The following is a 24,910-nucleotide window of genomic DNA, read 5'->3' as shown; positions in this document are numbered from 1 at the left end:
CCGGACGATCCGCGGGCGAGAGCGTTTCCGTACTTGTGCTGCCCTGACGGACGGGTCTCGTGCGCGTCGGTGCGAACAGGTCGTTGACAGAGCGCGGACAGGTGCCCTGCCTAGCGTCGCCTTCTCGTCCAGCCACAGAAGAGAGAGCGAACGACCATGACCTTCGAGCCGCTGACCCCCGACACCGCCTCCGGACGGTCCCAGGACATCCTCACCGAGCTGACCCGACGACACGGCGAGCCGGGAGCGATGGTGAGCACCATGGCGCACTCTCCAGCGGTGCTGGAGGGCTACCTCGGCCTGAGCAAGGCGATGAGACGCTCGAGGTTGAGCCGCGCAGTCAGCGAGCGGGTCTCGCTCGCCATCCAGCAACGCCAGGGCTGCGAGATGTGCCTCGGCTTCCACACCACCGCGGCAGCAGCCGCCGGGGTGTCCGACGAGGAGATCCTCGCGGCGCGGCTCGGGACGTCGCAAGACCCCGCCGCTGCCGAGGCCATCCGCTTCGGCCTGCAGATCTACACCGCGCCCTGGAGCATCAGCGACGACGACGTCGACCAGCTGATCAAGCTGGGCTACTCCGAGCGCGACATCGCCGACATCGTCGGCCTCGTGGCCCTGAACGTCCTGACCGGCGCTTTCAACCTCGCCACCGGCGTGGGCGTCGCCCGACGTCAGTCCTGAGTCTTGCCCTCGCCGCTCCGGCGTGCCGGCGCACCTGTTCACGCGCTGTCGAGCGCGGGTCGAGCCGAACAGCGCGACATCAGGGGCTCGACAGCCAGGCGGACGACGCTCCTCGGTAGTCCGACGAAGGAGTCGGCGTGCAGGACTCCGTTCACATTCGCAAGCAGGAGACAACCATCATGAGCTTCTACAACTCGACCGCCCGTCAGCGCGACACCCGCGTCGCCGTCATCTACTACAGCTCCACGGGCGGCACGCACGCCGTGGCCAACGCCGTCGCCGAGGGAGCGGAGAAGGCCGGCGCCGAGGTCCGGGTGCGTCGCGTCCCGGAGCTGGCCCCCGACGAGGCGATCAACAGCAACGAGGCGTGGGCAGCCCACGTCCGGGACACCGCCCACGTGGCCGTGGCCACCCACGACGACCTGCTGTGGGCCGACGCGGTGATTCTTGGCTCGCCGACCCGGTTCGGCCTGCCGAGCTCCCAGCTCAAGCAGTTCATCGACACCACTGGTGGTCTGTGGCAGAAGGGGCTGCTGGCCAACAAGGTCTACGCCTCGTTCACCTCGACCGCCACTGCCCACGGAGGCGTCGAGGCGACCGTCCTGGCGCTGAACAACACCTTCTACCACTGGGGCGGCTACATCGTTCCCCCGGGCTACACCGCCGAGGTGCAGTTCGCTCACGGGAACCCGTACGGCGCCAGCCACATGGCCGGCGGGGGCGCTCCCAGCGAGACCACGCTGGGCTCGGCGGTCCACCTCGGGTCGAGGGTGGTCTCGGTCGCGACCGCGACGCAGGGTCTTCGCGACGTCGCCTGACCCGCTCGTGGACGTCACCAGAGGGCACGGAGACTCCTCCGTGCCCTCTGCCGTCCTCCGGTGCCAGGAGTGCGGCGGGTGGCGTCCCGGGCAGGGGCAGCCGGCAGACAGGTCCTGGAAAGCCTGCGTCGGCAGGCTCGGGTGCATGGAAGGCTTCTCGGGACCTCAGCAGTGCTCCCCGCGGCACCTCTCGGTGCACGTCGCCGGCATGGGCTGCCGTAGCTGTGTCCGCCTCGTCACGGGACGGCTCCGTGACGTGTCCGGGGTCCGCATCCTCATGGCCGACGCGGACACGTGCACGGTCGATCTCTACGGGACCATGACCGGCCGCGAGGTGAAGGCGGCTCTGGCCGATCTCGACTTCGACGTCGAGGTCCTCACCGAGTAGGCACTCCCCGTCCTCAGCGAGTCCGTCGGCGTCGGCGGGCCGTAGGCTCGGGCCATGGCCGACCAGCTGACCGTGATCGTCCTCGCCGCCGGTGGCGGCACCCGGATGAAGTCCAAGACGATGAAGGTGCTTCACCGGATCGGAGGGCGCAGCATGATCGGCCACGTCCTCGGCGCGGTCGGCGGGCTCGGGCCTACCCGGGTGTGTGCGGTCGTGGGCCACCAGCGCGAGCAGGTCGGGCCCCACATCCTCGAGTCGCTTCCCGACGCGGTGCTGGCGGTGCAGGAGGAGCAGCTCGGCACCGGCCACGCCGTCCGGGTGGCGCTGGACGCCCTGGCCGAGGAGGGCCGGGCGATCGACGGCGGCACCGTGCTGATCGCGTACGGCGACACCCCGCTCCTCGAGGGCGCGACGCTGCGCTGGTTCGCCGCCGAGCACGAGGCCGCGCAGGCGGCGGTCAGCATCCTGTCCGGCGTCGTCGAGGAGCCGAGGGGCTACGGCCGCATCGTCCGCGACAGCGAGGGCGACGTGCTCGCGATCGTCGAGGAGAAGGACGCGACCGACGAGCAGCGGCAGATCCGCGAGATCAACTCCGGCATCCTCGCCTTCGACGCGGGTTTCCTGGTCGACGCCATCGGCCGGGTCGGCAACGACAACGCCAAGGGTGAGTACTACCTGACCGACACCGTCCAGATCGCGCGCGACTCCGGCCTCACCGTGACCGCCTTCCCGGTCGACGACGTGTGGCAGACCGAGGGCGCCAACGACCGCGCCCAGCTCGCGGTGCTGGGTCGCGAGCTGAACCGCCGGATCGTCACCCGCTGGATGAAGGACGGGGTGACGGTGCTGGACCCCGAGACCACCTGGATCGACGCCGACGTCGTGCTCGCGGCCGACGTCACGCTCCTGCCGGGGACCCAGCTGCTCGGAACGACCGTCGTCGCCGAGGACGCGGTGATCGGGCCGGACACCACGCTGGAGGACTGCGAGGTCGGCGAGGGGGCGCGCGTCGTACGCACGCACGGGCAGCAGGCGGTGATCGGCGCCGGCGCCAACGTGGGCCCGTTCTCCTACCTCCGGCCCGGCACCACCCTCGGGGCCGGCGGCAAGATCGGCGCGTTCGTCGAGACGAAGAACGCCCAGATCGGCGACGGCGCGAAGGTCCCGCACCTGTCGTACGTCGGTGACGCCGAGATCGGCGAGGGCACCAACATCGGCGCCGGCACGATCTTCGCCAACTACGACGGGGTCGACAAGCACCGCACGAAGGTCGGGAAGCACGCCCGCACGGCGTCCAACAACACCTTCGTCGCGCCGGTCACGATCGGCGACGGGGCGGCCACCGGCGCGGGCACCGTCGTCCGCAAGGACGTGCCGCCGGGCGCGCTCGCCGTCAGCATGGGACAGCAGCGCAACCTCGAGGGCTGGGCGCAGCGGAAGCGTGCGGGGACCGCGCAGGCCGCGGCAGCCGAGGCCGCCACGGCCGCCACCGCCGAGGGGGACGACCGCTAGACGTTGGGCACGACGCAGATCAGCTGGTCACGGGTCTTGTTCGCCCGGGCCAGCTGGTTCTTCTTCGCGCACGTGCGGGAGGCGCCGTCCTCCACGGAGACCACCTTGACCACGTCGGTGTCCCCCTTGGCCGACGCGCAGTCGACCTTGTCGTCCTTGTCGGTCCCGACCTTCACGCAGTCGCCGGGCTCGACCTCCCACTCCAGGCACAGGTCGACGGCGTCCTTGCCGCTGACCGACACCGTGTAGTTGACCTCGATGACGTCGCACGCACCGTCGTCGGCCACCACCTTGTAGAGGACGTCGTCACCGCCGCACTCGGCCTCCTCGACCTCCGCGTCGGTCGTGCTGCCGCCCACGGTGACGCACTCGCCCACCTCGGGCGCACCGGAGCTCGCCCGGAAGCTGCCGAAAGCCCACCAGCCGAGCGCGATCGCGATCGCGACCCCGATGCCGATGAACCGGCGGAGCATGCCGCCACCAAGACTGGTTGCCACGTGAGGCTCCCTTCGAAGGACGCCAGGGGAGCGTCCGAACGGCCCCCGTCGGATAAGGCGTCAACCTAGGCCACCCTCGGACGGGGTGCCAACAGGGCCCGCGCGTCGTACGTCGGACATGAACAGTCCCAAAACACGCGTCGACTTGGGGCTGGCCTCCGGGACGGGGCAGAATCAGTGGTGCCTGCCGGCGGCGACCAAAGGAGCCTTAGTGGCTGGAATCCAGCGGACCACCGAGAAGAACCTGATGGTCTTCAGTGGTCGGGCACACCCGGAGCTCTCCGAGGAGGTCGCCGAGATCCTCGGGATCTCGCTCGTGCCGACCCAGGCCTACGAGTTCGCGAACGGCGAGATCTACGTCCGGTTCGAGGAGAGCGTCCGCGGCTGCGACGCCTTCGTGCTCCAGAGCCACACCGCTCCGATCAACGAGTGGATCATGGAGCAGCTGATCATGGTCGACGCGCTCAAGCGCGCGTCCGCCAAGCGGATCACCGTGGTCATGCCGTTCTGGGGCTACAGCCGCCAGGACAAGAAGCACCGCGGCCGCGAGCCGATCTCCGCCCGGCTGATCGCGGACCTGCTCAAGACCGCCGGCGCCGACCGGATAATCACCGTCGACCTGCACGCCGACCAGCTGCAGGGGTTCTTCAACGGCCCGGTCGACCACCTGATGGCGCTGCCGATCCTCACCGACCACATCAAGTCGAAGTACGGCGGGCAGCCGCTCGCCGTCGTCTCCCCGGACGCCGGCCGGATCAAGGTCGCCGAGCGCTGGTCCGCCCGGCTCGGCGGCGTACCGCTGGCCTTCATCCACAAGACCCGGCGCACCGACCGCCCGAACGAGACGATGGCCAACCGGGTCGTCGGTGACGTCAAGGGCCGGATCTGCGTCCTCACCGACGACATGATCGACACCGGCGGCACGATCGTGCAGGCGGCCGAGGCGCTCGTCGCCGAGGGGGCCGCCGGCGTCGTCATCGCCGCCACCCACGCGATCCTGTCCGAGCCCGCGGTCGACCGGCTCAAGAACTGCAGCGCGGTCGAGATCGTCGTGACCAACACCCTCCCGGTCGGGCCCGAGAAGCAGTTCGACAAGCTCACCACGCTCTCGATCGCCCCGATGGTCGCCCGTGCGATCCGCGAGGTCTTCGAGGACGGCTCGGTGACCTCGATGTTCGACGGCCACGCCTGAGGCACAAATGAGCGGCGCCCGGCCGAGCTGATCACCTAGCCTCGGCCGGGTGACTGCCGTCGAGGCTCGGGACCTGCGCCGTACCTTCCGCACCCGCACGGGGGTGCTGCGCCGTACCGCCAAGGAGGTCGAGGCGGTCCGCGGGGTGAGCTTCGACATCCAGCGTGGCGAGCTCTTCGGCCTGCTCGGCCCCAACGGCGCGGGCAAGACGACGACGATCAAGATGCTGATCACCCTGCTCCTGCCGACCGCCGGCTCGGCACGGGTGCTCGGGCACGACGTCGTCGACGACGTGCGCGAGGTGCGCCGCCGGATCGGCTACGTCTTCGGTGGCGACCGCGGCCTCTACGAGCGACTGTCCGCCCTCGACAACCTCCGCTACTTCTCCGAGCTCTACGGGGTGCCGCCGCGCGAGCAGAAGGCACGGATCGGCGAGCTCCTCGAGCTGGTCGGGCTCACCGGGCGCGAGCGCGAGCGGGTCGAGGGCTACTCCCGCGGGATGCGGCAGCGCCTCCACATCGCCCGCGGCCTGCTCCACGACCCGGAGGTGCTCTTCCTGGACGAGCCGTCGATCGGCATCGACCCGGTCGGCGCACGCGAGCTCCGGGCGACGATCGCCTCGCTCATCGACGTCGGCAAGACGGTGCTGCTCACCACGCACTACATGTTCGAGGCCGACGAGCTGTGCGACAGGATCGCGGTGATCCGGGCCGGCGAGATCGTCGCCGAGGGGACGCCTCAGCACCTCAAGCGTCTCGTCTCCGTCGGCAGCGTGGTCGAGATCGAGACGTACGGCGTCGGGGAGCCCGCCGTCGAGGCCCTCTCCGCGGTCGCCGGCGTGCAGTCGGTCGCCGTCGAGGAGCGAGGCCAGATGCAGGTGCTGATCCTCCACTGCGAGACCGACGCCCAGGTGACCCAGGCCGCGCTGGCCCGGCTGGACGGGGTCCGGGTCGGCCGGGTGGACACCCGCGAGCCGACCCTCGAGGACGCGTACGTCGAGCTGGTGAGCCGGGCGTGAGGCAGCTGCTGCGCCAGCAGGCCGTGTGCTACTGGCTCCAGCTGAAGGTGATCTCGACGTCGTGGTTCGACGGCGCGCTGGCGGTGTTCTTCCCGCTGATGTTCGCGACCGCGACGCTGCTGATCTACCGCCTGCAGGACCACCCCCGAGGCGATGCAGTTCGCCGGGCTGGGGGCGGCGGTCATGGGGATGTGGACCTGCCAGGGCGTGATCGCCTCGTCGCTGCTGACCCGGGAGCGCTGGGCAGGCACCCTGGAGCTCGTCGTCGCGGCGCCGACGTCGATGGGCCGGGTGCTCGTGCCGACGACCCTGGCGCTGTCGACGATCGGCCTCTACACCGTGATCGCCACCATCCTCTGGGAGCGCTGGGTCTTCGGGCTCGAGCTCCGCATCGAGAGCTGGCCGCTGTTCGTGACGAGCGTCCTGGCCGCCGCCCTCACCCTCGCCCAGTTCGGGTTCTTCCTCGCTGTCACGGCTGTCCGGTACCGCTCCTCGTGGTCGCTCGGCGCCTCGCTCGAGTATCCCGGCTGGTTGCTGTGCGGGTTCGTCATCCCCGTCGCCACCCTGCCCGACTGGCTGCACCCGCTGTCGTGGTCGATCCCGACGACCTGGGCGATGGAGGCGGTGCGCGAGTCGGCGGACGGCGGCAGCCCGTGGCGCGACCTCCTGCTCTGCCTGCTCATCGGTTCGGCGTACGCCGTCCTCGCGTCGTTCCTCGGGCGGCAGCTGGTCGACAGCGCCCGTCGCCACGCCACGCTGGCACTGACGTGAGGACCGCGCGATGACCACGCTGCGGATCCTCGTCGTCGGCGGGCTGATGAGCTACCGCGCCATGTTCAACTGGCTCAGCCCGTGGATCCTGGTGCCGTCCCTGATCGTGTCGCCGATCTGCCAGATCCTGCTGTTCGCCTACATCGGCCGCAGCGCCGGCGTCGGAAACGACGAGTTCTACGTCATGGGCAACGCCCTCAACTACGCGGCGATCCCGTGCCTGTTCGCCATGAGCGCGACCATCGAGGGGGAGCGCGAGGGCCGCACCCTCAGCGTGGTGCTCACGACGCCCGCGGCCCGAATCCCGTTGTTCCTGGGACGCGCCCTGCCCGTCATCGTCAACGGCTGGGCGGTCGCGATGGTGGGTGTCCTGTTCGGGCTGCTGGTGCTCGACGTGCACATCCCGGGCGGCTCCTGGCCGGCGCTGCTGCTGGTCATCGCCGTCGCCTCGGCGTCCTGCACCGGACTCGGCCTCGCGATGGGGGCCGTGGCGCTGCGGGTCCGTGAGGGCGCGGTCCTCGGCAACGTCCTCTTCTGCCTGCTGCTGGTGTTCTCGGGGGTCAGCGTCGCGGTCGACGACCTCCCGGGCTGGATGGCCACCGTCTCGCCCTGGCTTCCGCTGACCCACGCGATCGAGGCCGCGCGGCGGGTCGCCGACGGTGCGGCGATCAGCGACGTCGGCGGTCTGGTCGTCCGGGAGGTCGGAGTCGGAGCGCTGTACGCCGCGCTCGGGCTGCTGCTGCTGAGCTGGCTCGAGCAGCAGAGCCGTCGGCACGCGACCCTGGAGCGCGTGTAGACCTGCTCCTCGTCGAGGCAGGGCCCCAGACCTCACGAGAACAGCGGTCCGCCACCGGTCGAGCGCGGCAATCGTGGTGCCCTGTCGCCACCTGGCACCTGGCACCTATCGTCGTGAGTGTGAGGCCATCGAGGAGGGTGGGATTCCTGACAGTCATCTGGCTGGTCTGCGTGGTTGCAGCCACTGCCGTCATGGCCCGAGGGCAGGCTCAGGAGCGCGAGCGTCTGGTCGAGCGCTTCGAGAGCCGGGCGGACACAGGGGCCAGTTTTGTCGGCTCCTACGTCGAGGAGGTCTTCGAGACCGAAGAGAGGCTGGTTCCCCGGCTGGTGTCGGACCTGTCCCGCCCAGGGGAGTTCGAGCGCACGCTGAGTCTGATGGGCTTTTCCGCGGCCGTCCTCCTGGACCGGCAAGGGCGGGCTCTGGCCCTGGCACCTGCGGCTCCGGATCTGGTCGGTCAAGATCTGGCAGGACGGTATCCCCATCTGGCGGGGGCCCTCGCCGGTCGTCGCACCGTCTCCGACGTGGTCCCCTCCGCCGTGGAGGGCGAATCGATCGTTGCCTTCGCCCTGCCCGTCACGCGGTCGCGGGTGGGTGTCTTCTCAGCCGGGTTCAGCCTCGAGGACAGTCCCCTCAAGCCATTTCTCGAACGCCAGCCGATCCCGGGCACCCGCGGCTACGTCCTGGACTCCACCGGGGCGGTGATCGTCGCTGCGGGAGAGGGCTCGGCGTCGGGGCACGCCGACCAGTCCGTCGAACCCGGGGATCCGGTGGATGGCCGCCTGATCGCTACTGCGCCGATCCCCGGGACGCCTTGGACCTATGTGCTGGATGCGCCCGAGGACACCGTGCTCGCGCCGGTGGCCGAAGGCGAAAAGGGTGAGTGGGCGCTACTGATCGGCCTCGCCGCCTTGGGTCTGGCCGGCATGCTCACGGCCGGCGCGGCCTTGAGCGCGCGTGCTCGGGCGCGTCGGGAGACGGCGGCAGCGGACCATCGTCTGCGCCTGACGGTCGAGAACGCGCCGATCGGCATGACGATCGTCAGTCTCGACCATCGGTTCGTCGAACCCAACAAGCGGCTGTGCGACATGCTCGGCTACACCGACGGCGAGCTGACCACGATGACGTTCGAGCAGGTGACTCATCCGGAGGACATCGAGGTCGACCTGGCCATGCTCGGCGAGCTGACCGCTGGGACCAACGATCACTACGAGCTGGAGAAGCGGTACATCCGCCGCGACGGGACTCCCCTCATCGGTCGTCTGGCCGTCAGCGTCGTGCGCGACGACAACGGCCAGCCGGCGTACTTCGTCAGCCAGATCGAGGACATCACGGAGTTCCATGCAGCCCGCGCGCAGCTCGAGTATCGAGCCCACTACGACCCGCTCACCGGCCTCGCGAACCGCAGCCTGCTCATGGACCGGCTCACGCACGCGCTCGACGACTCCAGTCAGCCCGTTTCCATCGCACTCTGCTTCTGCGACATCGACAACTTCAAGCAGATCAACGACGCCTACGGACACGATGCAGGTGACGCCGTTCTGGCCGAGGTGGCCGCACGCCTTCAGGCCGCCGTGCGTCCCGGTGACACGGTCGCGAGAATCGGTGGAGATGAGTTCGTCATCATGCTCACGGGGGTGGAGTCGGCGTCCGTGGCTCAGGTCGTGCTCGACCGCGTGCTGGCAGGACTCCGCCAGCCGGTCGAGACGGGTGCGGGTGGCGAGGCCCTCATGATCGGCCTCAGCGGGGGACTCGCCATGAGCGAGACCGGCGACACCGCAGACATGATCCTCCGCCGGGCCGACCAGGCGCTGTACCGCGCCAAGCAGATGGGCCGCGGTCGCATCGAGACTCACGACGCCAGCGAGCCGGTTCCGGGCAGTGGACCGTGACCCCGCCCGCCGGAAGCACAGCTGCCCGTGGCCGCCGCTCGCCCACGCGACGCTGGATCTGAGGCCTACTCCTCGTCGAGGCGGCGGACGAAGTCGCCGAAGCCGGGCAGGGTGAACCGCACGAGCCCGTGGCCGACCGGCTCGATGACGCCCTTCTCGATCAGGCGCTCGCGGGGAACGCTGATCGCTCGGGACTCGCGGCCCATCCGCTCCGCGATCTCGGCCCGGGTGACGTTGTCCCGCCCCGCCGTGGCCATAGCCGCGAGGAACGCCTGCTCCAGGGGTGTGGCCGCTCCCCAGCGGGCGCGATGCATCGCGGTCAGCTGGTCCCGCGCGGCGGGCAGGCCCTTGCGGACGTCGGCCAGGGTCAGCTTGTCCCCGCGGTCGGGGCCGGCGGCGTCCCAGGTGCTGCTGCCGATCAGCTGCAGCAGGTAGGGGTAGCCGCGGGCCTCGGCGACGATGGCGTCGAGCGCGCCGCTGGTCCAGGTGACCCCCTCGGCCTCGGCGGGGGCGGTCAGCACGCTGCGGGCGTCCTGGTCGTTGAGCACGTCCAGCGAGACGAACGAGCTGCGCTCGCCGAACGTCGCGGCGCGGGTCAGCGCCTCGGGCGTTACCGGAAGGCCGGCGGCGACGACCGCCAGCGGGTTGTCGGCGCGGTCCCCGTCGAGGTTCTGCAGGGTGTTGAGGAGCACCGACATGTCGTCGGGAGACGCTGTGTGGAGCTCGTCGAGGAACAGCAGCAGCCCGGCACCGCCGCGGCGGCGTACGAGCGTCGCGGTGTCGTGGAGCAGCGCCTGCAGCGCACCGATGGGGGCGCCCGCCACGGGCTCCTCCGCCTTCTCGGGCGGCGCGGCGATCTCCGCCTGCACCTTCGCCCCCGGCACGCCCACCTCGATGGTCACGGTGTCCAACCGCTTGCGCCACCGGCTTCCCGCGCCACCGGTGGGCAGGGCGTCGGCGTCCTCCAGGGACCGGCGCACGGCGTGCACCACCTCCGGCAGCACCGGCCGCTCGCGGGAGCAGGCCACCCAGGCCGAGATGAACCCGAGCTCCGCCGCGCGGCGCTGGGCGATGCGCAGCAGCGACGTCTTGCCGATCCCGCGCGGGGCGTGGAACACCAGGAGCGGGCCGCCGAGCTCGCCGAACGTCGCCACCCGGGCCAGGCGGTCCTCGATCCGCCGCAGCTCTTCGACCCGACCGGCCAGGATGCGGGGGACCTGGCCGGGGGTGTAGGGATTCGGAGCCACGAGACCTCCCGAGAAGACACTTTCTTATACTCCGACGAAGTATATGCAGGTATCACCGCCCCGGGAGCCGGACGCGTGTGCGGCCGATTTCACTCCAAGCCTCCGACACCGTTAGCATCGTGCGGTTGCCTCGGCGAGGGAGCACCCGCTTCTGTGACTCCGTGATCGACTGGGCCGGTTCGTTCTGTACGACGCCGCGCGCCCACCGGTCACCGGGTGAGGGAAGCGCGGCGTTCCGCTTTCCGGGGCCCCGATACCGACGACGAGGAGACCCTGATGAGCGAGAAGATCACCGCGGAGCTGCGCACCGAGTTCGGCAAGGGCGCCGCCCGCCGCATCCGCCGCGCCGACAAGGTGCCGGCGGTCGTCTACGGCCACGGCAACGACACGATCCACCTGACCCTGCCGGGCCACGACACCATGATGGCGATCAAGCACGGCGGCGCCAACGCGCTGCTCGAGCTGGAGATCGAGGGCAAGTCCCAGCTCGCGCTGACCAAGCAGGTCCAGGTCGACCCGATCCGCCGCGTGCTCGAGCACGTCGACTTCGTCGCCGTGCGGCGGGGCGAGAAGGTCACCGTCGACGTCCCCGTCCTCGTCGTCGGCGAGGCCGCGTCGGAGACCCTGGTCGTCACCGAGAACACCACCGTCCAGGTCGAGGCCGAGGCCACGCACATCCCCGAGTCCTTCGAGGTCGACATCACCGGTGCCGAGGCCGGCACCCAGTTCCTCGCCGGCTCGCTCGACCTGCCCTCGGGCACCACCCTGCTCACCGACCCCGAGACCCTCGTGGTCAACGTGACCGCCGCCCAGACCGCCGAGCAGCTCGAGGCGGACCTCGAGGAGGCCGAGGCCGAGGCCGGCATCGAGCGCGACGAGCCCGAGCTCGTCGACGAGGCCTCCGACGAGGCGCCGGCCGAGGGTGGCGACGAGGAGTGACGTTCACTCGGCTCAGGTGGTTCCTGGGCCGACTGATCTCCCCGGTGCGCAGCGCCGTGCCGGGGACCACGCCCTCCGACGACGGGCGTACGACGACCAGCGCCGATGCCGCGGAGGAGCCGATGAGCGACCGTGCCGACGAGGCCGACGGAGGGGCCGCTTCCGGGGTCTGGCTGGTCGTCGGGCTCGGCAACCCCGGTCCGTCGTACGCCGGACACCGGCACAACGTCGGCTACCTCGTGGTCGAGGAGCTCGCGCGCCGGATGGGCAGCAGCTTCCGCGCCCACAAGTCAGGCCGCGCCGACGTCGTCGAGGGGCGGCTGGGCGCGCCCGGCGCTCCCGGCCCGCGGGTCGTGCTCGCCAGGGCGCGCTGCTACATGAACGAGTCCGGCGGCGCGGTCAAGGCGCTGACGACGTTCTACAAGGTCCCGCCCGCGCGGGTCATCGCGATCCACGACGAGCTCGACATCCCGTTCGGCACGCTGCGGGTGAAGCTCGGCGGCGGTGACAACGGGCACAACGGGCTCAAGTCGCTGCGGTCGTCCTTCGGCACCGGCGACTTCTACCGCATCCGCTCCGGCATCGGCCGTCCCCCGGGCCGGCAGGAGGTCGCCGACTTCGTGCTGTCGAACTACTCGCCGGCGGAGCGCAAGGAGCTGCCGTTCGAGGTCGACCGCGCCGCCGACGCGGTCGAGTCGCTGATCCTCGACGGTCTCGAGAAGACCCAGCAGACGTTCAACTCCTGACCGGCCACTACCCTGACCGCGTGACTTTCGACGCCGGTATCCCCGCTCCCGAGGTCGTCGCGGACGACCACCTCTTCTCCGCCTGGCTGGCCGAGGCCGCCGGCCGGCGGTTGCTCGAGGTGCGCGCCGAGGGGCTGGAGGGCAAGGAGCTCAAGGACGCCGGCGACCGGGCCGCCCACGAGCTGCTGATGACCCTGCTGGCGGAGCACCGCCCCGGGGACGCCGTCCTGTCCGAGGAGGCGCTCGAGAGCGCCGTCGACAAGGACGCCCGGCTGCGCGCCCCGAAGGTCTGGATCATCGACCCGCTCGACGGCACCCGCGAGTTCAGCGAGGTCCCGCGTGACGACTGGGCCGTGCACGTGGCGGTCTGGGAGGGCGGCACGCTCACCGCGGGCGCCGTGGCCCAGCCCGCGCTCGGCGAGACGTTCAACACCGGCCAGCCGCCCGTCGTACCCCCGCGGACGTCGGACAAGCCCCGCATCGCGGTCAGCCGCAGCCGCCCGCCGGCCTTCGTCGCGGCCCTCGCCGAGAAGCTCGACGCCGAGCTGGTGCCGATGGGCTCCGCGGGCGTCAAGATGATGTCGGTCGTGCGCGACGTCGCCGACGCCTACGTCCACGCCGGTGGCCAGTACGAATGGGACTCCGCCGCGCCGGTCGCGGTCGCGCGGGCCGCCGGCCTGTTCACCAGCCGGGTCGACGGCAGCGAGCTCCTCTACAACCAGGACGACGTCTACCTGCCAGACGTGATCGTCTGCCGGCCGGAGCTGGCCGACGACATCCTCGCGTTCATCGCCGAGCACGGCACCGACTGACGCCGACTGACGATGCCCGGCGTGGAAACGGGTTGAGCCCGTCCGGGTCTCCACGCGAGAGTGACGGCGTGACGTCGTACATCTCGCACACCACGGTCGACTGCCACGACGCCTATGCGCTCTCGGAGTGGTGGAAGCCGGTCCTCGGCTACACCGACGCGCCGGACGACCCCAACGAGCCGGGCCACGAGGAGTGCCTCATCCTCGACCCCGAGACGGGGCACTCGGTGCTCTTCATCGAGACGCCCGACGCGAAGACGGTCAAGAACCGCATCCACTTCGACCTCCGGCCGCGCGAGGGCACCCGCGACGCCGAGGTGGCGCGCCTCCTCGCCCACGGCGCGACGCAGGTCGCGGACCTCCGCGGCACCTACGGCCCCGGCACCGGCTGGGTCGTGCTGGCCGACCCGGAGGGCAACGAGTTCTGCGTGCTCCGGTCGAACGAAGAGGTCGCGAGCGGTCTCCCGGGGTGACTGCTCACGCTCCGACGTCGCTCAGAACACGTTGAGCGGCCGGAACTGCACGGAGAGCCGCGGGCCGGCCGACGCCACCTTGGGCACGGCGTGCTCCCAGGTGCGCTGGCAGCTGCCGCCCATGACCAGCAGGTCGCCGTGGCCCATCTCGAACGACAGCGACCCGGAGCCGTCGACCCGGTCACGCGGGCGCAGCGCCAGCCGGCGCGGGTCTCCGACGGAGACGATCGCGACCATCGTGTCGTCGGTGGAGCCGCGGCCGATCGTGTCGCCGTGCCAGGCGACGCTGTCGCGGCCGTCGCGGTAGTAGCAGCAGCCGGCCGTGCGGAACGGCTCGCCGAGCTCCGGGAGGTAGTGGTCGGAGAGGGCCTCCCGGGCGGCGGTGAGCGCCGGGTGGGGGAGGTCCTCGCCGATCATGTAGGTGTAGACGAGGCGCGGGACGTCGACGACGCGGTCGTACATCCGGCGCCGCTCAGCCCGCCACGGCACCTCCTCGACCATCGTGGAGAACACCTGGTCGGCCTCGGGGAGCCAGCCGCGGGCGACGTCGACCCACGCACCGGCGCTCAGCTCGTGCCGCTCGACGGCGTCGAACCCGAGGGCTGCGGCCGCCGACGCACCGAACAGCGTGCTCTGGAAGTCCACAGGTCGATCATACTCCAGAGTTCGAACACGCGTTCGAACTCGCGGCGTGTCGGCGATTTCCGTGTTCCCGGGACGGGCGTCCCAGGGGCGCCCTACCCTTCCCATGTGGAGACAGTCGACAGGGGAACGGCTGACCGCCGAGCGCTGAAGCACGTGGCGATCCGGGAGTACGTGCGCGACCTCGTCACAGGGTCTGCGCCCGGCACGGTCGCCCCATCAGAGCGAGACCTGGTCGAGCGGTTCGGGGTGGCGCGAATGACCGTGCGCCAAGCACTGGACGCGCTGGTCGCCGAGGGCGTCCTGCAACGGTTCCCCGGCCGCGGGACCTTCGTCGCCGAACCCCGCCGGCAACCGAGCCGGATCGCCAGCTTCACCGAGGACATGGCCGGCCGCGGCACTGTCGCGGAGAGCCGCACCCTCGCCGCCGACCGGGTCAAGCCACCTGCCGGCGTCGCCCGGGCCCTGGGCCTGGGGCCGCGCGAGCCGGTCCTGCGCTGGCGCCGACTGCGGCTCGCCGACGGCAACCCCGTCTGCCTGTCCGACGCCTACATCAATGCCGCGCTCGTGCCCGGGCTGTTCGACGGCCCCGACCTCCCCGACAGCCTGTACGACGAGCTCACCGCCCGCGGACGGCGTCCCACCTGGGCCGAGGACTCGCTCTCGGCCGGGGTCGCCACCCCCGAGGAGGCAGGGCTGCTGGAGTGCGAGGAGGGTGACGTCGTCATCCGGCTCACCCGCCGGGCCCTCTGGGAGGACCGGCCGATCGAGGTCTCGCGCAGCGTCTACCGCGCCGACCTGCACACCGTCTCGTTCCAGCTCGGCGGCTGACCGGCCTCACGTCGTACGCGACAGTCGGCCGAGGTCGGCGACGACCGTCCCGCTCTCCTCGCACACCCACGTCGGGTCGGGGCCGCCGAGGTCGGGCTCGATGTGGAGGGAGTGCACCGGACCCTTGCCGCAGGCCCGGCAGCGCGGCCACAGCCCGGCGTCGCCGATCCGCCCGTGCGAGTCGACGAGGGAGTCCTGCACGTCCTGGGCGATGAGACCCGCCACGTAGGCGGCACCCTCCGGCCACTGCTCCACCCACCACCGGCGCTGCGAGCAGGCCTCGTCGAGCGCCGAGACCGTGGCGGCCGTCGCCACGCCGCGGGCCTCCAGGTCGGCCAGCACCAGCGCACGGGCCTCGAAGATCACGCGGTCGTCCACAGGCTCATTGTGCTGCGGTTTGGCAAACCTGCGCCCGCGGGCACCCGAGAGCCGACCCTGCTGCGGGAGCAGGGTCGCGAGAAGGGAGCAGCTGTGAGCGACACCGCGGACGCCGTGATCGACGACCTGGTCGACGACGGAGACATCGACATCACGTCCTGGACCGACCTCGACGGCCTGCCGGACGACATCGACGTGCTGGCGGCGCAGGCGCACGAGATCTTCGAGCACGCCCGCACCTGGGTGTGCCAGCGCGCCGGGTTCCGGCCCAGCCCGATCTGCCTGCTGGCGCCCCTGGCCGAGCTGATGGACGTCCTCGCTGCCGGCTTCACCGAGGTCGAGGAGCGGGCGGTCGCGGACTGGCGGTCGATCCGGGACGCGGTGGTCGCGACCACCGCCGACCTCAAGGCCGTCGACCAGATGGTCGCCGACTGGCTGCCGGTGGTGGCGTGATGGGCGGGTCCTTCCTGGAGCAGGTCACCGGCCGCGCCGGGCTCCTCGACGCCAGCCCGCTCGACCTGGTCGACCCCGACCTGGGCGGCCACACGCGCGACCACGACGACGGGTTCGAGGCGCTCGACGCGGCGCTGTGCGGGATCCGGGACACGATCAACCTGGGGATCGACGCCCTCAACCAGGCGGGCCTCGGGCTGCGGAAGCTGCCCGAGGGCAGCCTCGAGGAGCTGCTGGTGATGCCACTGACGGGCGACTACCGCCGGATCCGGCAGAACGCCATCGCCACCGGGCAGTTCCGCGACGCCCTCGGCACCTACGCCGACAACGCGACCGTGCTCTCGATCGCCGTCGAGCCGCGGTGGGGTGGGCTCGCGGCCGCGTCCTTCCTGCTGCGGGTCAACGGCCACGCGCTCGTCGCCCGGGGTCTCGGGATGCTGGTCGCGGAGGCAGCGCCGCTCTTCGAGCTGGTCGCCGACCACAGCGAGCGGCTGGCGATCGAGGTCGAGGAGCTCGTCATGGAGCTGCTCGAGCGCGGCGAGCGGGTGGTGCGCAAGCTGCTCAGCCGGGTCGCCGGGCCGGCCGGCTGGGCGGCGTTCGCCGCCGAGCTCGCGATCAAGGGCTTCGACGCGGTCACCGACATCGTCGACGACATCGAGCGCGTGCTCTGGATCATCGACCGGCTCCTGGAGATGAAGGGAGAGGTCACCGCTTGGGTCGAGGAGCAGCGTCAGCGGCTCACGCTCCTCCTGGACCTCGTCGACCTGGTCCGCCGGGACCTCGACGGGGGTGGCGGGGGCGGCTCCGGTTGATCCTCTAGCCTCCGAGGGGTGATCCTGATCGACCCGCCGAACGCGCCCGGCCACGGCCGGTTGTGGTCGCACCTCGCCAGCGACGAGTCGTACGACGAGCTCCACCACTTCGCCCGGCGCGCCGGCATCCCGGAGCGCGGGTTCGACCGAGACCACTACGACGTCCCGTCCGAGCGCTACGACGACGTGGTCGCCCTCGGCGCCCACCCGGTCAGCTCGCGCGAACTCGTCGCGCGGCTGCGGCGGGCCGGGCTGCGGCGGCGGAGGTCACGCAGGGAGCAGTGAGAGCTCGCGCTCCATGTTGCGCCGGGCCGGGTCCTCCCAGTGGGCGAGCCCGTGGGCCGTGTGGAAGAGGCGCGGCTTGGCCATCAGCTCGCGCAGCACCTCGGCACGCCCGGCGGTGAACACGTCGTCGCTGAGGTGGGCGTACTCCGCCCGCACGGCGGCGGCGTAGTCGTCGTACCTCTCCTCGGGCGCGGCGAGGATCCCGAGGTCCGCGTCGGACAGCGCGCAGCCGTTCGGATCGTTGTCCTCGGGGCGGTGCGACTCGGTCAGGCGCACCAGGCGCGCGACCTCGGCGACGGTCGCGTCGTCCACCAGGCCGGGCAGCGCGTCCTCCGCCCACGCAGCCGAGCGCTCCTCGGCATCGCGCTCCCCGTCGTACACCGCGTCGTGGAACCACGCGGCCAGCAGCACCGGCGTCCGGTCGTACGTCGCTCCCGCCGCCGCCAGCTCGTCGAGCCGGTCGATCACCTCGGCCAGGTGGCGGACGTCGTGGTAGCCACGAGCCGGGTCGGCGTACGCCGCGTGCAGCGCGTCGCGCAGGTCGGGCGCGTCGGGGAGCGGCCACGTCAGGGTGGGCTCCCCGGGAGGTCTGTCGTCCATCGTCCCTGATTGTGACCCATGCGCCCTCCCCGCGGGAGGGGTCGGACAGGATGGGTCCCGTGACCCCCGACGAGGCGCGCCAGGAACTGCTCCGACTGCGTGCGAGCATCGACAACCTCGATGCCGCACTCGTCCACCTGCTCGCGGAACGGTTCAAGTGCACCGAGCAGGTGGGCCGGCTCAAGGCTCATGCCGGGATGCCGCCGGCCGACCCGGCGCGGGAGGCCGTGCAGATCGCGCGGCTGCGCGCGCTCTCGGAGACGTCGGGCCTCGACCCGCACTTCGCGGAGAAGTTCCTCAACGTGATCATCGCCGAGGTGATCCAGAACCACCGGCAGTTCCTGGACGAGTGACGGTCGCGCGATGACGGGAGTCGACGACGCCGAGACGCTGCGCCGGTTCTTCGCGCCGGACGGCCGGCTGCACACGATGCCGACCCGGCACCTGAAGCGGCGGTTCGTGCTCGACCACATCGCCCAGCGGTTCGAGCCCGGCCGGACCTACTCCGAGCGCGAGGTCGACGCCGTGCTCAAGCAGGTGCACGACGACCACGCGGCGCTGCGGCGCTACCTCGTCGACGACGGGTTCCTCACCCGCGAGAACGGTGTCTACTGGCGGTCGGGCGGGACGGTCGAGGTCTAGTCGGCCGCCGCGATCTGGTCGGCGTCGATGATCCGGTAGGAGTAGCCCTGCTCGGCGAGGAAGCGCTGGCGGTTCTGGGCGAACTCCGCGTCGACCGTGTCGCGGGAGACGAGGGTGTAGAACCGGGCGACCTTGCGCTCGCCGTCCGGGCCGGGCTCGCCGGGCCGGAGCAGCCGGCCGAGCCGCTGCGCCTCCTCCTGGCGGGAGCCGAACGAACCGGACACCTGGATCGCGACCTCGGCCGACGGCAGGTCGATCGAGAAGTTCGCGACCTTGGAGACGACGAGGAGGTCGATCTCGCCGTGGCGGAACGCCTCGTAGAGGCGCTGCCGCTCGCGCACGGTCGTGGCGCCGGTGATGACCGGGGCGTCCAGCTCCTCGGCGAGCTCCTCGAGCTGCTCGAGGTACTGCCCGATCACCAAGGTGGGCTGACCGCGGTGCCGGGTCACCAGCTCCCGGGTGACGGCCACCTTCTCCCGGGTGCAGGAGGCGAGCCGGTAGCGCTCCTCGGGCTCCGCGGTCGCGTAGGCGAGCCGCACCGCGTCGGGCAGCGTGACCCGCACCTCGACGCAGTCGGCCGGCGCGATCCAGCCCTGCGCCTCGATGTCCTTCCACGGGGCGTCGTAGCGCTTGGGACCGATCAGCGAGAACACGTCGCCCTCGCGGCCGTCCTCGCGCACCAGCGTCGCGGTGAGCCCGATCCGGCGCCGGGCCTGGAGGTCGGCGGTCATCCGGAAGATCGGGGCGGGCAGCAGATGGACCTCGTCGTAGACGATGAGGCCCCAGTCGCGCGCGTCGAACAGCTCGAGGTGCGGGTAGACGCCCTTCCGCCTGGTCGTCATCACCTGGTAGGTCGCGATGGTGACCGGCCGGATCTCCTTGACCGCTCCGGAGTACTCGCCGATCTCCTCGGGCGTCAGGGACGTGCGGCGTACGAGCTCGTCCTTCCACTGCCGCGCGCTCACGGTGTTGGTGACCAGGATCAGCGTGGTCGCCCCGGCGTGTGCCATCGCGGCCGCGCCGACGATGGTCTTGCCCGCGCCGCAGGGGAGTACGACGACGCCGGAGCCGCCGTGCCAGAACGACTCGGCAGCCTCCTCCTGGTAGGCCCGCAGCTCCCAACCGTCCTCGGCCAGGGCGATCGGGTGCGCCTCGCCGTCGACGTAGCCGGCGAAGTCCTCCGCCGGCCAGCCGAGCTTGAGCAGCGCCTGCTTGAGGTTGCCGCGCTCGGAGGGGTGCACGGCGACCGTGTCGTCGTCGATCCGGTCGCCGAACATCCCGGAGACCTTCTTGGCGCGGAGCACCTCCTCGAGCACCGGGCGGTCGGTGCTCACCAGCACGAGGCCGTGGACGGGGTGCTTCTCGAGCCGGAGCCGGCCGTAGCGCGCCATCGTCTCCGCGACGTCGACGAGCAGGTTGTGGGGCACCGCGTAGCGGCTGTAGGTCAGCAGCGTGTCGACGACCTGCTCGGCGTCGTGCCCGGCCGCGCGCGCGTTCCACAGGCCGAGCGGGGTGAGCCGGTAGGTGTGGATGTGCTCGGGGCTCCGCTCCAGCTCCGCGAACGGCGCGATCGCGCGCCGGCACTCCGCCGCCAGCTCGTGGTCCACCTCGAGCAGCAGCGACTTGTCGGACTGCACGATGAGGGGGCCGTCGGTCACCGCACGAGTTTACGGGGCTGATGACCCTGCGGCCTCACCCGACCGGGGTGACCCGCTGGATCCGGTGTACGGCGAAGGTCCGTACGTCGTCGGCGGTGCGGTCGTGCGCGGTGAGCTGGCCGCCCTCCACGGCGATCGGGTCGACGACCCGCTCGCCGACCACGCCCTGGTTGTCGGTGAAGCCGATGACGACCGCCGCTCGGCGCTCGATGGCGTCGCGGAGTGCGGAGAGGGCACCGGCGGGGGAGACGGCGACGGCCGGCCGCACCCGGGCGGCCGCGTCGCCGGCGCGCAGCGAGCGGACGGCGGCAGCCACCTGGACGGCGTGCCGCACATCGTCGTGCGCCGGACGGCGGGACTTCGGGGTGCGCGCCCGCATCTCGTCGATCCGCCCGACCCGGACCGTGCCGTCCGGTCCCTCGACGACGGGGGAGACGCCGAGCTCGCGCAGTCGGACGAGCAGCAGGTCGACAGGAGTGGTGCTCACCAGCACCGTCGGCGCGAGCAGCCGCAGGCCGAGCGCGGGAGCCTTCGGGTGGTGGGCGAGTGCGGCAAGGGCGGCCTCGTCGTCGGAGCGGACGAAGGCCTCGGCGTACCCGACCCGCAGCTGACCGAACGTCCGCACCGCGTCGTCGACGAGATAGCTCAGCGGTTGCGGGACGGGCGTGCGCGACACCGACGCCAGGAAGGCGTGGACCTCGGCAGCGGTCCAGCCGGCATCGAGCGCGCGTCGTACGGACTGCGCGCTGAAGCGGTAGACCGTTGCCGCGCCGCGGGACTCGACGTCGGCGAGCAGCTGCAACGACCGCGCGATGCCGGACTCGAGCGGGCCGGGCGCCACCGCGGTGAGGTCGGCCTGGATCAGCACGTGGTCGACGGGCTCGGGCAGGAGTGCGGCCAGGACCGGCGTGGGGTCGTCACCGGCGATGAGCGCCCGGCCGTACGGCGACAGCGCGTCCAGCCCGGTCACCCCGAGCGCCCGCGCCTCGGCGATGGTCCACGCCACCTGGTCGGCACGTGAGCGCGGCCGGCGCGGGCGCAGCCACGCCAGCCGCCCCACCAGGGACGGCAGGCCGGTCCCCGACGCCAAGGCGTGACCGGGCGGCACCTCCGCCAGCACGGCGAGGGTCATCGCGCGGGTCTCCGGCATGAGCGCGGACGCCAGCTCCGGGGTCAGCGCGTTCCAGGGCTTGTCGTCGGCGGCCCGCTGGCCCACCAGGCCGGGCAGCCGCGGGCTGGCGAGCCATGCCCGCGCCAGCGTGACCCAGCGCGACGCGAGGTCGGCGGCCAGCCAGGTGTCGAAGGCGTCCGTCGGCACCCAGACCGGGTTGCCGTCGCCGTCCGCCCGCGTCGCGATCAGCCCTGCCGCCGACGCGGTCTCGACCAGGAGGGCCGTGTCCGGCTCGGAGAGGTGGAGGTGGACCGCCGCCGCCTTCAGCTCGCGGACGCCGAGGCCGCCCGTCCGCAGCGCGGCGGCGGGACGGGTGCTCCACCACTCGAGCAACAGCTCGGTGCGGCGGCAGAACTCCGCGGCGGCGCCGGCCGCGGCGCCCTCGGTCAGCCGCGCCGGCCGCTCCGCGGTCGCGAGCGACGGCGGCTGGTCCACGCGCTCGGTCGTCGTACGTCCGCCCCGGAACGCCAGACCCACCTCGCCGGGGACGACCAGCAGCTCGTCGCGGGCAGGGACCAGGAGTCCGCGCGACAGCAGTTCCTCGACGGGCGTCGCGGCGTCCTCCGGGCGGATGTTGCGGCGGACGGTGCCGGCAGTCGCCTCCCCGCCGTGCTCGACGACGTGGTCGAGCATCGCGCGCGCGACGTCGGAGAGCTCGTCCAGGCGCGCCGCGACCACCGCCGGCGGCGGCGCGTCCGGCGTCCGGGGTCGCAGCCCGCTCACGCCGGCCTCGGGCCCGCCGGTGAGGCAGTCGGCCACCCCGGTCAGCGCGCGGAGGCCCTCCGGCGAGTCCCAGGCGAGGGCGAGGGCGCGGAGCCGGGCGAGCGCCGCGACGACGTACTCCTCATCCGCGTGCACGATCGTCGCGATCTCCGCGTCACCGGTTTGGCCGGCGACGACCAGGGCATCAAGCACCGAGAGCTCGCCCCGGGTGAGCGAGTCCAGCGCGCGGGCGATCGAGCTCCTGATCGCGGCGCGCGACGCCAGCTGAGAGAAGTCGTGAGGGGCGGGAGTGGCCAGGTCCGGGCGCGAGGTGAGCAGGAAGCTCACCTGCTCGTCGGTCCAGGACCGGAGCTGGTCGGCAAGCGACCGATGCCCCGCTGTCCCTGACGCTCCGCTGCCCACCCGACCCACGCTACCGACGTGGGTGGTGCGGTGACGCGGGTCGACCTGCGGTACGGCGCCGCGACCGATGTCGGACTGGTCCGCGAGGTCAACGAGGACGCCCACCTGGCGGCGCCTCCGGTGTTCGTCGTGGCCGACGGCATGGGCGGCCACGACCACGGGGAGGTGGCGAGCGCCTACGTCGTGGAGGAGTTCGCGCGGCTCGCCGAGGAGGGGTTCGACGCCGACTCAGCGGCCGACGCCGTCGCCGAGACGCTCGCCGCCGTCCACACCCGGATCGACGCGTACGACGCCGCCCACCATGCCGCGGGCGAGCTGCTCTTCGGGTCCGGCACCACGGCGGTCGTCGCGGTCCTCGTGAGCGACGTCGCGGAACCGTACTGGCTGCTGGCGAACCTCGGCGACTCCCGCGGCTACCGGTTCGCGGGGTCCGAGCTCACCCAGGTCACCGTCGACCACAGCCTGGTGCAGGAGCTGGTCGACGACGGGACCATCGACGCCGCGGACGCGGCCACGCACCCGGACAGCCACATCGTCACCCGTGCGCTCGGCGGCCCGGTGCGCTACCGGCCCGATCTCTTCGTCGTCCCAGCGGAGGTTTCCGGGCGGATCCTGTTGTGCTCGGACGGGGTGAGCGGAATGCTCGCGCACGACGACATCGCTCGGATCCTGGGCGAGCACCAGGAGCCGGGGGCCGCCGCCGACGCGGTGGTCGCGGCAGCGGTCGCGGCGGGCGGCCGTGACAACGCGACCGCGGTGATCGTCGATGTGGTGGGATTGGCCAGGCAGACGAGTTCGAGGCAGGAGACGGGGGCACACCCATGAGTGCGATGAGCGCAACCGGCGCAGCAGGTGCTTGGTCCTACCGCACCGGCCCGTGGTTCGCGGCGTTCGGGCCGCGCGTCACGGTGCTGTTGCCCGAGTCGCAGCGCGACCAGGTGATCGGCGTCTGGTCCCTCGTCGACGGCGGCGCCGCGTTCGACGAGGTCCTCGACGCACTGCTCGCCTCCGGTCTGAGCCGCCTGCCCGCCTTCGTGCTGGTGAGCACCGACGAGGGGCCGACGCGGGTGCTGCTGCGCGGCTCCGGCGTCAGCGCGACCCTCGCCACCGACGGCGAGGACGTCACGATCGATGGCAACGCCAGCGGGACCTGGGTCGAGCGGAGCGTCGACGGCGTGACCGCCCTGTCCGTCGAGCTCGCCGAGGCCGACGCCGACGTCGAGCACGCCGGCACCGACTTCGGCATCGTCACCGGACTGGTGCGGGTCGCGCGGATCGACCGGCCGCCGTACGCACCGCCCGCCGAGCCCGAGCAGGAGCCCGCCGCCGATGCCGCTCCGGAGGTGGAGGAGGCCGAGGAGGCCAAGGAGGCCAAGGAGGCCAAGGAGGTCGGCCTCGGGACCGAAGCCGCGGAGGCCGATGCCGGGGGCGTGGTCGTCGCCGGTGCGTTCGGTGCAGCCGCGGCCGGGGCGACGGCTGACGAGGCGTTGGCTGACGAGGCTCTGGCCGAGGAGGCGTGCGACGACGCCGAGCCCGTGGACGGGGCCTTGGTGGACGAGTCGGCGATGGCGGAGGCGTCTCCTTCGGACGAGGCGATGGACGCGATGGCCGAGGCGCCCGCGCCGCTCGACGAGCCCGCCCCGCTCGACGAGCCCGCCCCCTTCGACGAGCCGGCAGCCGAGGGAGCTGCCGACGATCAGGAAGTGGTGATGCCGGCGGGCGGCGACCCGCTCACCGACCCGCTGCCCCCTGCCCCGGCGCCGTCGGGATGGGTGACCCCCTGGGACACCCCGCCCCCGCCGGCAGGGACCCCGCCGAGGGGCACCCCCGAGGCGTCCGAACAGTCCGTCGCCGAGGCGGGCCCGGAGACCGAGCTGATGGACGTGCCGGACTTCTCCGAGGACGAGCCGACCGACGTCGAGCCGACCGACGTCGAGCCGACCGACGACGAGTCCGCGCCGCTGACGGAGGGCGCGCCGCCGTCCGACGCGCCGGCCGCCGCGATGACCGAGGTCGCGCCGCCGCCGTACGCCCCGCCGCCGCCGGCCCCGGACGCACCGGCGGTCGACCTGCCGCCCCCGCCGCTGCCGGTGGGGTCATGGGAGCCGATCGGAGGGACGCCGCCCCCGCCGCCGGCTCCCGCCCCGCCGCCGGCCCCGGGGCCCGCCGGGGAAGAGGCCGTCGCCAAGCTGATGATCAGCGACGGCCAGCAGGTGCTCGTCGACCGGGTGATCCTGATCGGCCGCGCGCCCGAGGCGCGCCGGTTCACGTCGACCGAGCAGCCCCACCTGGTCACCGTGCCGAGCCGCCTGCACGAGATCTCCTCGACCCACATCGAGGTCCGGCCCGGCACCGGCGCCGACCAGGGGAGCGCGGTCGTCACCGACATGGGGTCGACCAACGGCACCGTCCTGGTCCAGCCGGGCCTCGGCCCCGAGGACCTCAAGCCGGGCATCGCGGTCCAGCTCGTGCCGGGCGCGATCATCAACCTCGGCGACGGCGTCACGATCCAGGTCACCCGCTCCTGACGGAGC

At 72.1% G+C, this 24,910-nt stretch carries 28 protein-coding genes; 21 read left to right on the top strand and 7 right to left on the bottom strand.

The features are described from left to right. Window positions 1-156 precede the first annotated feature (156 nt). The 4 genes from F0U47_RS07940 (at window position 157) to glmU (ending at window position 3,399) form a co-directional block, all read left to right on the top strand. The gene (locus tag F0U47_RS07940) at window positions 157-681 is read left to right on the top strand and encodes a carboxymuconolactone decarboxylase family protein (RefSeq protein WP_149749766.1); all 525 of its coding nucleotides are present in this window, start codon (window positions 157-159) and stop codon (window positions 679-681) included. A 179-nt stretch (window positions 682-860) separates the two neighbouring features. Then, entirely contained in the window at window positions 861-1,499 is a 639-nt protein-coding gene (gene wrbA, locus F0U47_RS07935) for an NAD(P)H:quinone oxidoreductase (RefSeq protein WP_149749765.1), read from the top strand. 145 nt (window positions 1,500-1,644) lie between these two features. Further along, window positions 1,645-1,887: a heavy-metal-associated domain-containing protein gene (locus F0U47_RS07930; RefSeq protein ID WP_149749764.1), complete on the top strand. Its 243-nt coding sequence runs from the start codon at window positions 1,645-1,647 to the stop codon at window positions 1,885-1,887. 54 nt (window positions 1,888-1,941) lie between these two features. Beyond that, window positions 1,942-3,399, top strand: coding sequence for a bifunctional UDP-N-acetylglucosamine diphosphorylase/glucosamine-1-phosphate N-acetyltransferase GlmU (glmU, locus tag F0U47_RS07925; RefSeq protein WP_149749763.1), 1,458 nt, complete (start codon window positions 1,942-1,944; stop codon window positions 3,397-3,399). On the opposite strand, the gene F0U47_RS07920 is transcribed toward glmU, so the two are convergent. Next, window positions 3,396-3,896: an LppU/SCO3897 family protein gene (locus F0U47_RS07920; protein WP_149749762.1), complete on the bottom strand. Its 501-nt coding sequence runs from the start codon at window positions 3,894-3,896 to the stop codon at window positions 3,396-3,398. The genes glmU and F0U47_RS07920 overlap by 4 nt on opposite strands. A gap of 211 nt (window positions 3,897-4,107) precedes the next feature. Here F0U47_RS07920 and F0U47_RS07915 point away from each other — a divergent pair, with 211 nt between their 5' ends. From F0U47_RS07915 to F0U47_RS07895, 5 genes are all read left to right on the top strand, one after another. After that, complete coding sequence (locus tag F0U47_RS07915; RefSeq protein WP_281290965.1) at window positions 4,108-5,088, top strand: ribose-phosphate diphosphokinase; 981 nt, start codon at window positions 4,108-4,110, stop codon at window positions 5,086-5,088. 49 nt (window positions 5,089-5,137) lie between these two features. Continuing rightward, entirely contained in the window at window positions 5,138-6,106 is a 969-nt protein-coding gene (locus F0U47_RS07910) for an ABC transporter ATP-binding protein (protein WP_149749760.1), read from the top strand. 153 nt (window positions 6,107-6,259) lie between these two features. Next, on the top strand, window positions 6,260-6,877 hold the full coding sequence (locus F0U47_RS07905) for an ABC transporter permease (RefSeq protein WP_149749759.1): 618 nt from the start codon (window positions 6,260-6,262) through the stop codon (window positions 6,875-6,877). Window positions 6,878-6,887: 10 nt separating this feature from the next. Next, window positions 6,888-7,673, top strand: a complete 786-nt coding sequence (locus F0U47_RS07900) for an ABC transporter permease (protein ID WP_149749758.1) — start codon at window positions 6,888-6,890, stop codon at window positions 7,671-7,673. 137 nt (window positions 7,674-7,810) lie between these two features. Further along, window positions 7,811-9,562 carry a diguanylate cyclase domain-containing protein gene (locus tag F0U47_RS07895; RefSeq protein WP_149749757.1) on the top strand — a complete coding sequence of 584 codons (1,752 nt, stop codon included), beginning with the start codon at window positions 7,811-7,813 and terminating at the stop codon, window positions 9,560-9,562. Window positions 9,563-9,627: 65 nt separating this feature from the next. On the opposite strand, the gene F0U47_RS07890 is transcribed toward F0U47_RS07895, so the two are convergent. Next, a complete protein-coding gene (locus F0U47_RS07890; protein WP_149749756.1) occupies window positions 9,628-10,809 on the bottom strand; it encodes a DUF8462 domain-containing protein in 1,182 nt (393 codons plus the stop codon). Between the two features lie 276 nt (window positions 10,810-11,085). Here F0U47_RS07890 and F0U47_RS07885 point away from each other — a divergent pair, with 276 nt between their 5' ends. The 4 genes from F0U47_RS07885 (at window position 11,086) to F0U47_RS07870 (ending at window position 13,779) form a co-directional block, all read left to right on the top strand. Then, window positions 11,086-11,748, top strand: coding sequence for a 50S ribosomal protein L25/general stress protein Ctc (locus F0U47_RS07885; RefSeq protein WP_149749755.1), 663 nt, complete (start codon window positions 11,086-11,088; stop codon window positions 11,746-11,748). 122 nt (window positions 11,749-11,870) lie between these two features. Next, window positions 11,871-12,494 carry an aminoacyl-tRNA hydrolase gene (gene pth / locus F0U47_RS07880; protein ID WP_149750536.1) on the top strand — a complete coding sequence of 208 codons (624 nt, stop codon included), beginning with the start codon at window positions 11,871-11,873 and terminating at the stop codon, window positions 12,492-12,494. Window positions 12,495-12,514: 20 nt separating this feature from the next. After that, complete coding sequence (locus F0U47_RS07875) at window positions 12,515-13,306, top strand: 3'(2'),5'-bisphosphate nucleotidase CysQ (RefSeq protein ID WP_246159519.1); 792 nt, start codon at window positions 12,515-12,517, stop codon at window positions 13,304-13,306. A 68-nt stretch (window positions 13,307-13,374) separates the two neighbouring features. After that, window positions 13,375-13,779 (top strand): VOC family protein, encoded by a 405-nt coding sequence (locus F0U47_RS07870; protein ID WP_149749754.1) that lies wholly within the window; start codon window positions 13,375-13,377, stop codon window positions 13,777-13,779. A gap of 21 nt (window positions 13,780-13,800) precedes the next feature. Here the strand turns inward: F0U47_RS07870 and F0U47_RS07865 are convergent, their stop codons facing one another. After that, window positions 13,801-14,424 (bottom strand): alpha-ketoglutarate-dependent dioxygenase AlkB, encoded by a 624-nt coding sequence (locus F0U47_RS07865; protein ID WP_246159518.1) that lies wholly within the window; start codon window positions 14,422-14,424, stop codon window positions 13,801-13,803. Window positions 14,425-14,529: 105 nt separating this feature from the next. On the opposite strand from F0U47_RS07865, the gene F0U47_RS07860 reads away from it, so the two are divergent. Further along, entirely contained in the window at window positions 14,530-15,252 is a 723-nt protein-coding gene (locus F0U47_RS07860; protein WP_246159517.1) for a GntR family transcriptional regulator, read from the top strand. A 6-nt stretch (window positions 15,253-15,258) separates the two neighbouring features. Here F0U47_RS07860 and F0U47_RS07855 read toward each other — a convergent pair whose 3' ends face one another. Then, window positions 15,259-15,630: a DUF8819 family protein gene (locus tag F0U47_RS07855; protein WP_149749752.1), complete on the bottom strand. Its 372-nt coding sequence runs from the start codon at window positions 15,628-15,630 to the stop codon at window positions 15,259-15,261. A gap of 93 nt (window positions 15,631-15,723) precedes the next feature. Between F0U47_RS07855 and F0U47_RS07850 the strand changes: the two genes are divergently transcribed. Genes F0U47_RS07850 through F0U47_RS07840 form a run of 3 tightly spaced genes read left to right on the top strand, consistent with a single transcriptional unit; the run spans window position 15,724 to window position 17,180 of the window. Continuing rightward, window positions 15,724-16,083 (top strand): hypothetical protein, encoded by a 360-nt coding sequence (locus tag F0U47_RS07850; RefSeq protein ID WP_149749751.1) that lies wholly within the window; start codon window positions 15,724-15,726, stop codon window positions 16,081-16,083. Further along, on the top strand, window positions 16,083-16,895 hold the full coding sequence (locus F0U47_RS07845) for a hypothetical protein (RefSeq protein WP_149749750.1): 813 nt from the start codon (window positions 16,083-16,085) through the stop codon (window positions 16,893-16,895). The genes F0U47_RS07850 and F0U47_RS07845 overlap by 1 nt, the downstream gene beginning before the upstream one ends. Before the next feature lie 18 nt (window positions 16,896-16,913). Beyond that, window positions 16,914-17,180 (top strand): DUF4031 domain-containing protein, encoded by a 267-nt coding sequence (locus F0U47_RS07840; RefSeq protein ID WP_149749749.1) that lies wholly within the window; start codon window positions 16,914-16,916, stop codon window positions 17,178-17,180. Here F0U47_RS07840 and F0U47_RS07835 read toward each other — a convergent pair. Next, entirely contained in the window at window positions 17,163-17,780 is a 618-nt protein-coding gene (locus F0U47_RS07835) for an HD domain-containing protein (RefSeq protein WP_149749748.1), read from the bottom strand. The two genes, F0U47_RS07840 and F0U47_RS07835, sit on opposite strands and share 18 nt — an antisense overlap. 50 nt (window positions 17,781-17,830) lie before the next feature. On the opposite strand from F0U47_RS07835, the gene F0U47_RS07830 reads away from it, so the two are divergent. Both F0U47_RS07830 and F0U47_RS07825 read left to right on the top strand, forming a co-directional pair. Then, on the top strand, window positions 17,831-18,133 hold the full coding sequence (locus F0U47_RS07830; RefSeq protein WP_149749747.1) for a chorismate mutase: 303 nt from the start codon (window positions 17,831-17,833) through the stop codon (window positions 18,131-18,133). Between the two features lie 10 nt (window positions 18,134-18,143). Then, window positions 18,144-18,422: a DUF2087 domain-containing protein gene (locus F0U47_RS07825; RefSeq protein WP_149749746.1), complete on the top strand. Its 279-nt coding sequence runs from the start codon at window positions 18,144-18,146 to the stop codon at window positions 18,420-18,422. Here the strand turns inward: F0U47_RS07825 and F0U47_RS07820 are convergent. Next, window positions 18,419-20,080, bottom strand: coding sequence for a DNA repair helicase XPB (locus F0U47_RS07820; protein ID WP_149749745.1), 1,662 nt, complete (start codon window positions 20,078-20,080; stop codon window positions 18,419-18,421). The two genes, F0U47_RS07825 and F0U47_RS07820, sit on opposite strands and share 4 nt — an antisense overlap. Before the next feature lie 34 nt (window positions 20,081-20,114). Next, entirely contained in the window at window positions 20,115-22,376 is a 2,262-nt protein-coding gene (locus tag F0U47_RS07815) for a helicase-associated domain-containing protein (RefSeq protein ID WP_149749744.1), read from the bottom strand. A gap of 18 nt (window positions 22,377-22,394) precedes the next feature. Between F0U47_RS07815 and F0U47_RS07810 the strand changes: the two genes are divergently transcribed. Both F0U47_RS07810 and F0U47_RS07805 read left to right on the top strand, forming a co-directional pair. After that, window positions 22,395-23,201: a PP2C family protein-serine/threonine phosphatase gene (locus F0U47_RS07810; protein WP_149749743.1), complete on the top strand. Its 807-nt coding sequence runs from the start codon at window positions 22,395-22,397 to the stop codon at window positions 23,199-23,201. 5 nt (window positions 23,202-23,206) lie between these two features. After that, a complete protein-coding gene (locus F0U47_RS07805; RefSeq protein ID WP_149749742.1) occupies window positions 23,207-24,904 on the top strand; it encodes an FHA domain-containing protein in 1,698 nt (565 codons plus the stop codon). Window positions 24,905-24,910: the final 6 nt, after the last annotated feature.

It is taken from the genome of Nocardioides antri, assembly GCF_008373765.1.
Lineage (GTDB): Bacteria > Actinomycetota > Actinomycetes > Propionibacteriales > Nocardioidaceae > Nocardioides > Nocardioides antri.
Note: the sequence above shows the minus strand (reverse complement) of the source record. Positions and strands in the feature narration are given on the sequence as shown.

Bases quoted from the DNA above. Each gene is read 5' to 3' on its own strand.
- F0U47_RS07930 (WP_149749764.1), top strand. From the start codon at position 1,645: ATGGAAGGCTTCTCGGGACCTCAGCAGTGCTCCCCGCGGCACCTCTCG.
- F0U47_RS07905 (WP_149749759.1), top strand. From the start codon at position 6,260: ATGCAGTTCGCCGGGCTGGGGGCGGCGGTCATGGGGATGTGGACCTGC.
- pth (WP_149750536.1), top strand. From the start codon at position 11,871: ATGAGCGACCGTGCCGACGAGGCCGACGGAGGGGCCGCTTCCGGGGTC.
- F0U47_RS07805 (WP_149749742.1), top strand. From the start codon at position 23,207: ATGAGCGCAACCGGCGCAGCAGGTGCTTGGTCCTACCGCACCGGCCCG.
- wrbA (WP_149749765.1), top strand. From the start codon at position 861: ATGAGCTTCTACAACTCGACCGCCCGTCAGCGCGACACCCGCGTCGCC.
- F0U47_RS07900 (WP_149749758.1), top strand. From the start codon at position 6,888: ATGACCACGCTGCGGATCCTCGTCGTCGGCGGGCTGATGAGCTACCGC.
- F0U47_RS07845 (WP_149749750.1), top strand. From the start codon at position 16,083: ATGGGCGGGTCCTTCCTGGAGCAGGTCACCGGCCGCGCCGGGCTCCTC.
- F0U47_RS07825 (WP_149749746.1), top strand. From the start codon at position 18,144: ATGACGGGAGTCGACGACGCCGAGACGCTGCGCCGGTTCTTCGCGCCG.
- glmU (WP_149749763.1), top strand. From the start codon at position 1,942: ATGGCCGACCAGCTGACCGTGATCGTCCTCGCCGCCGGTGGCGGCACC.
- F0U47_RS07830 (WP_149749747.1), top strand. From the start codon at position 17,831: ATGGGTCCCGTGACCCCCGACGAGGCGCGCCAGGAACTGCTCCGACTG.
- F0U47_RS07940 (WP_149749766.1), top strand. From the start codon at position 157: ATGACCTTCGAGCCGCTGACCCCCGACACCGCCTCCGGACGGTCCCAG.
- F0U47_RS07835 (WP_149749748.1), bottom strand. From the start codon at position 17,780: ATGGACGACAGACCTCCCGGGGAGCCCACCCTGACGTGGCCGCTCCCC.
- F0U47_RS07885 (WP_149749755.1), top strand. From the start codon at position 11,086: ATGAGCGAGAAGATCACCGCGGAGCTGCGCACCGAGTTCGGCAAGGGC.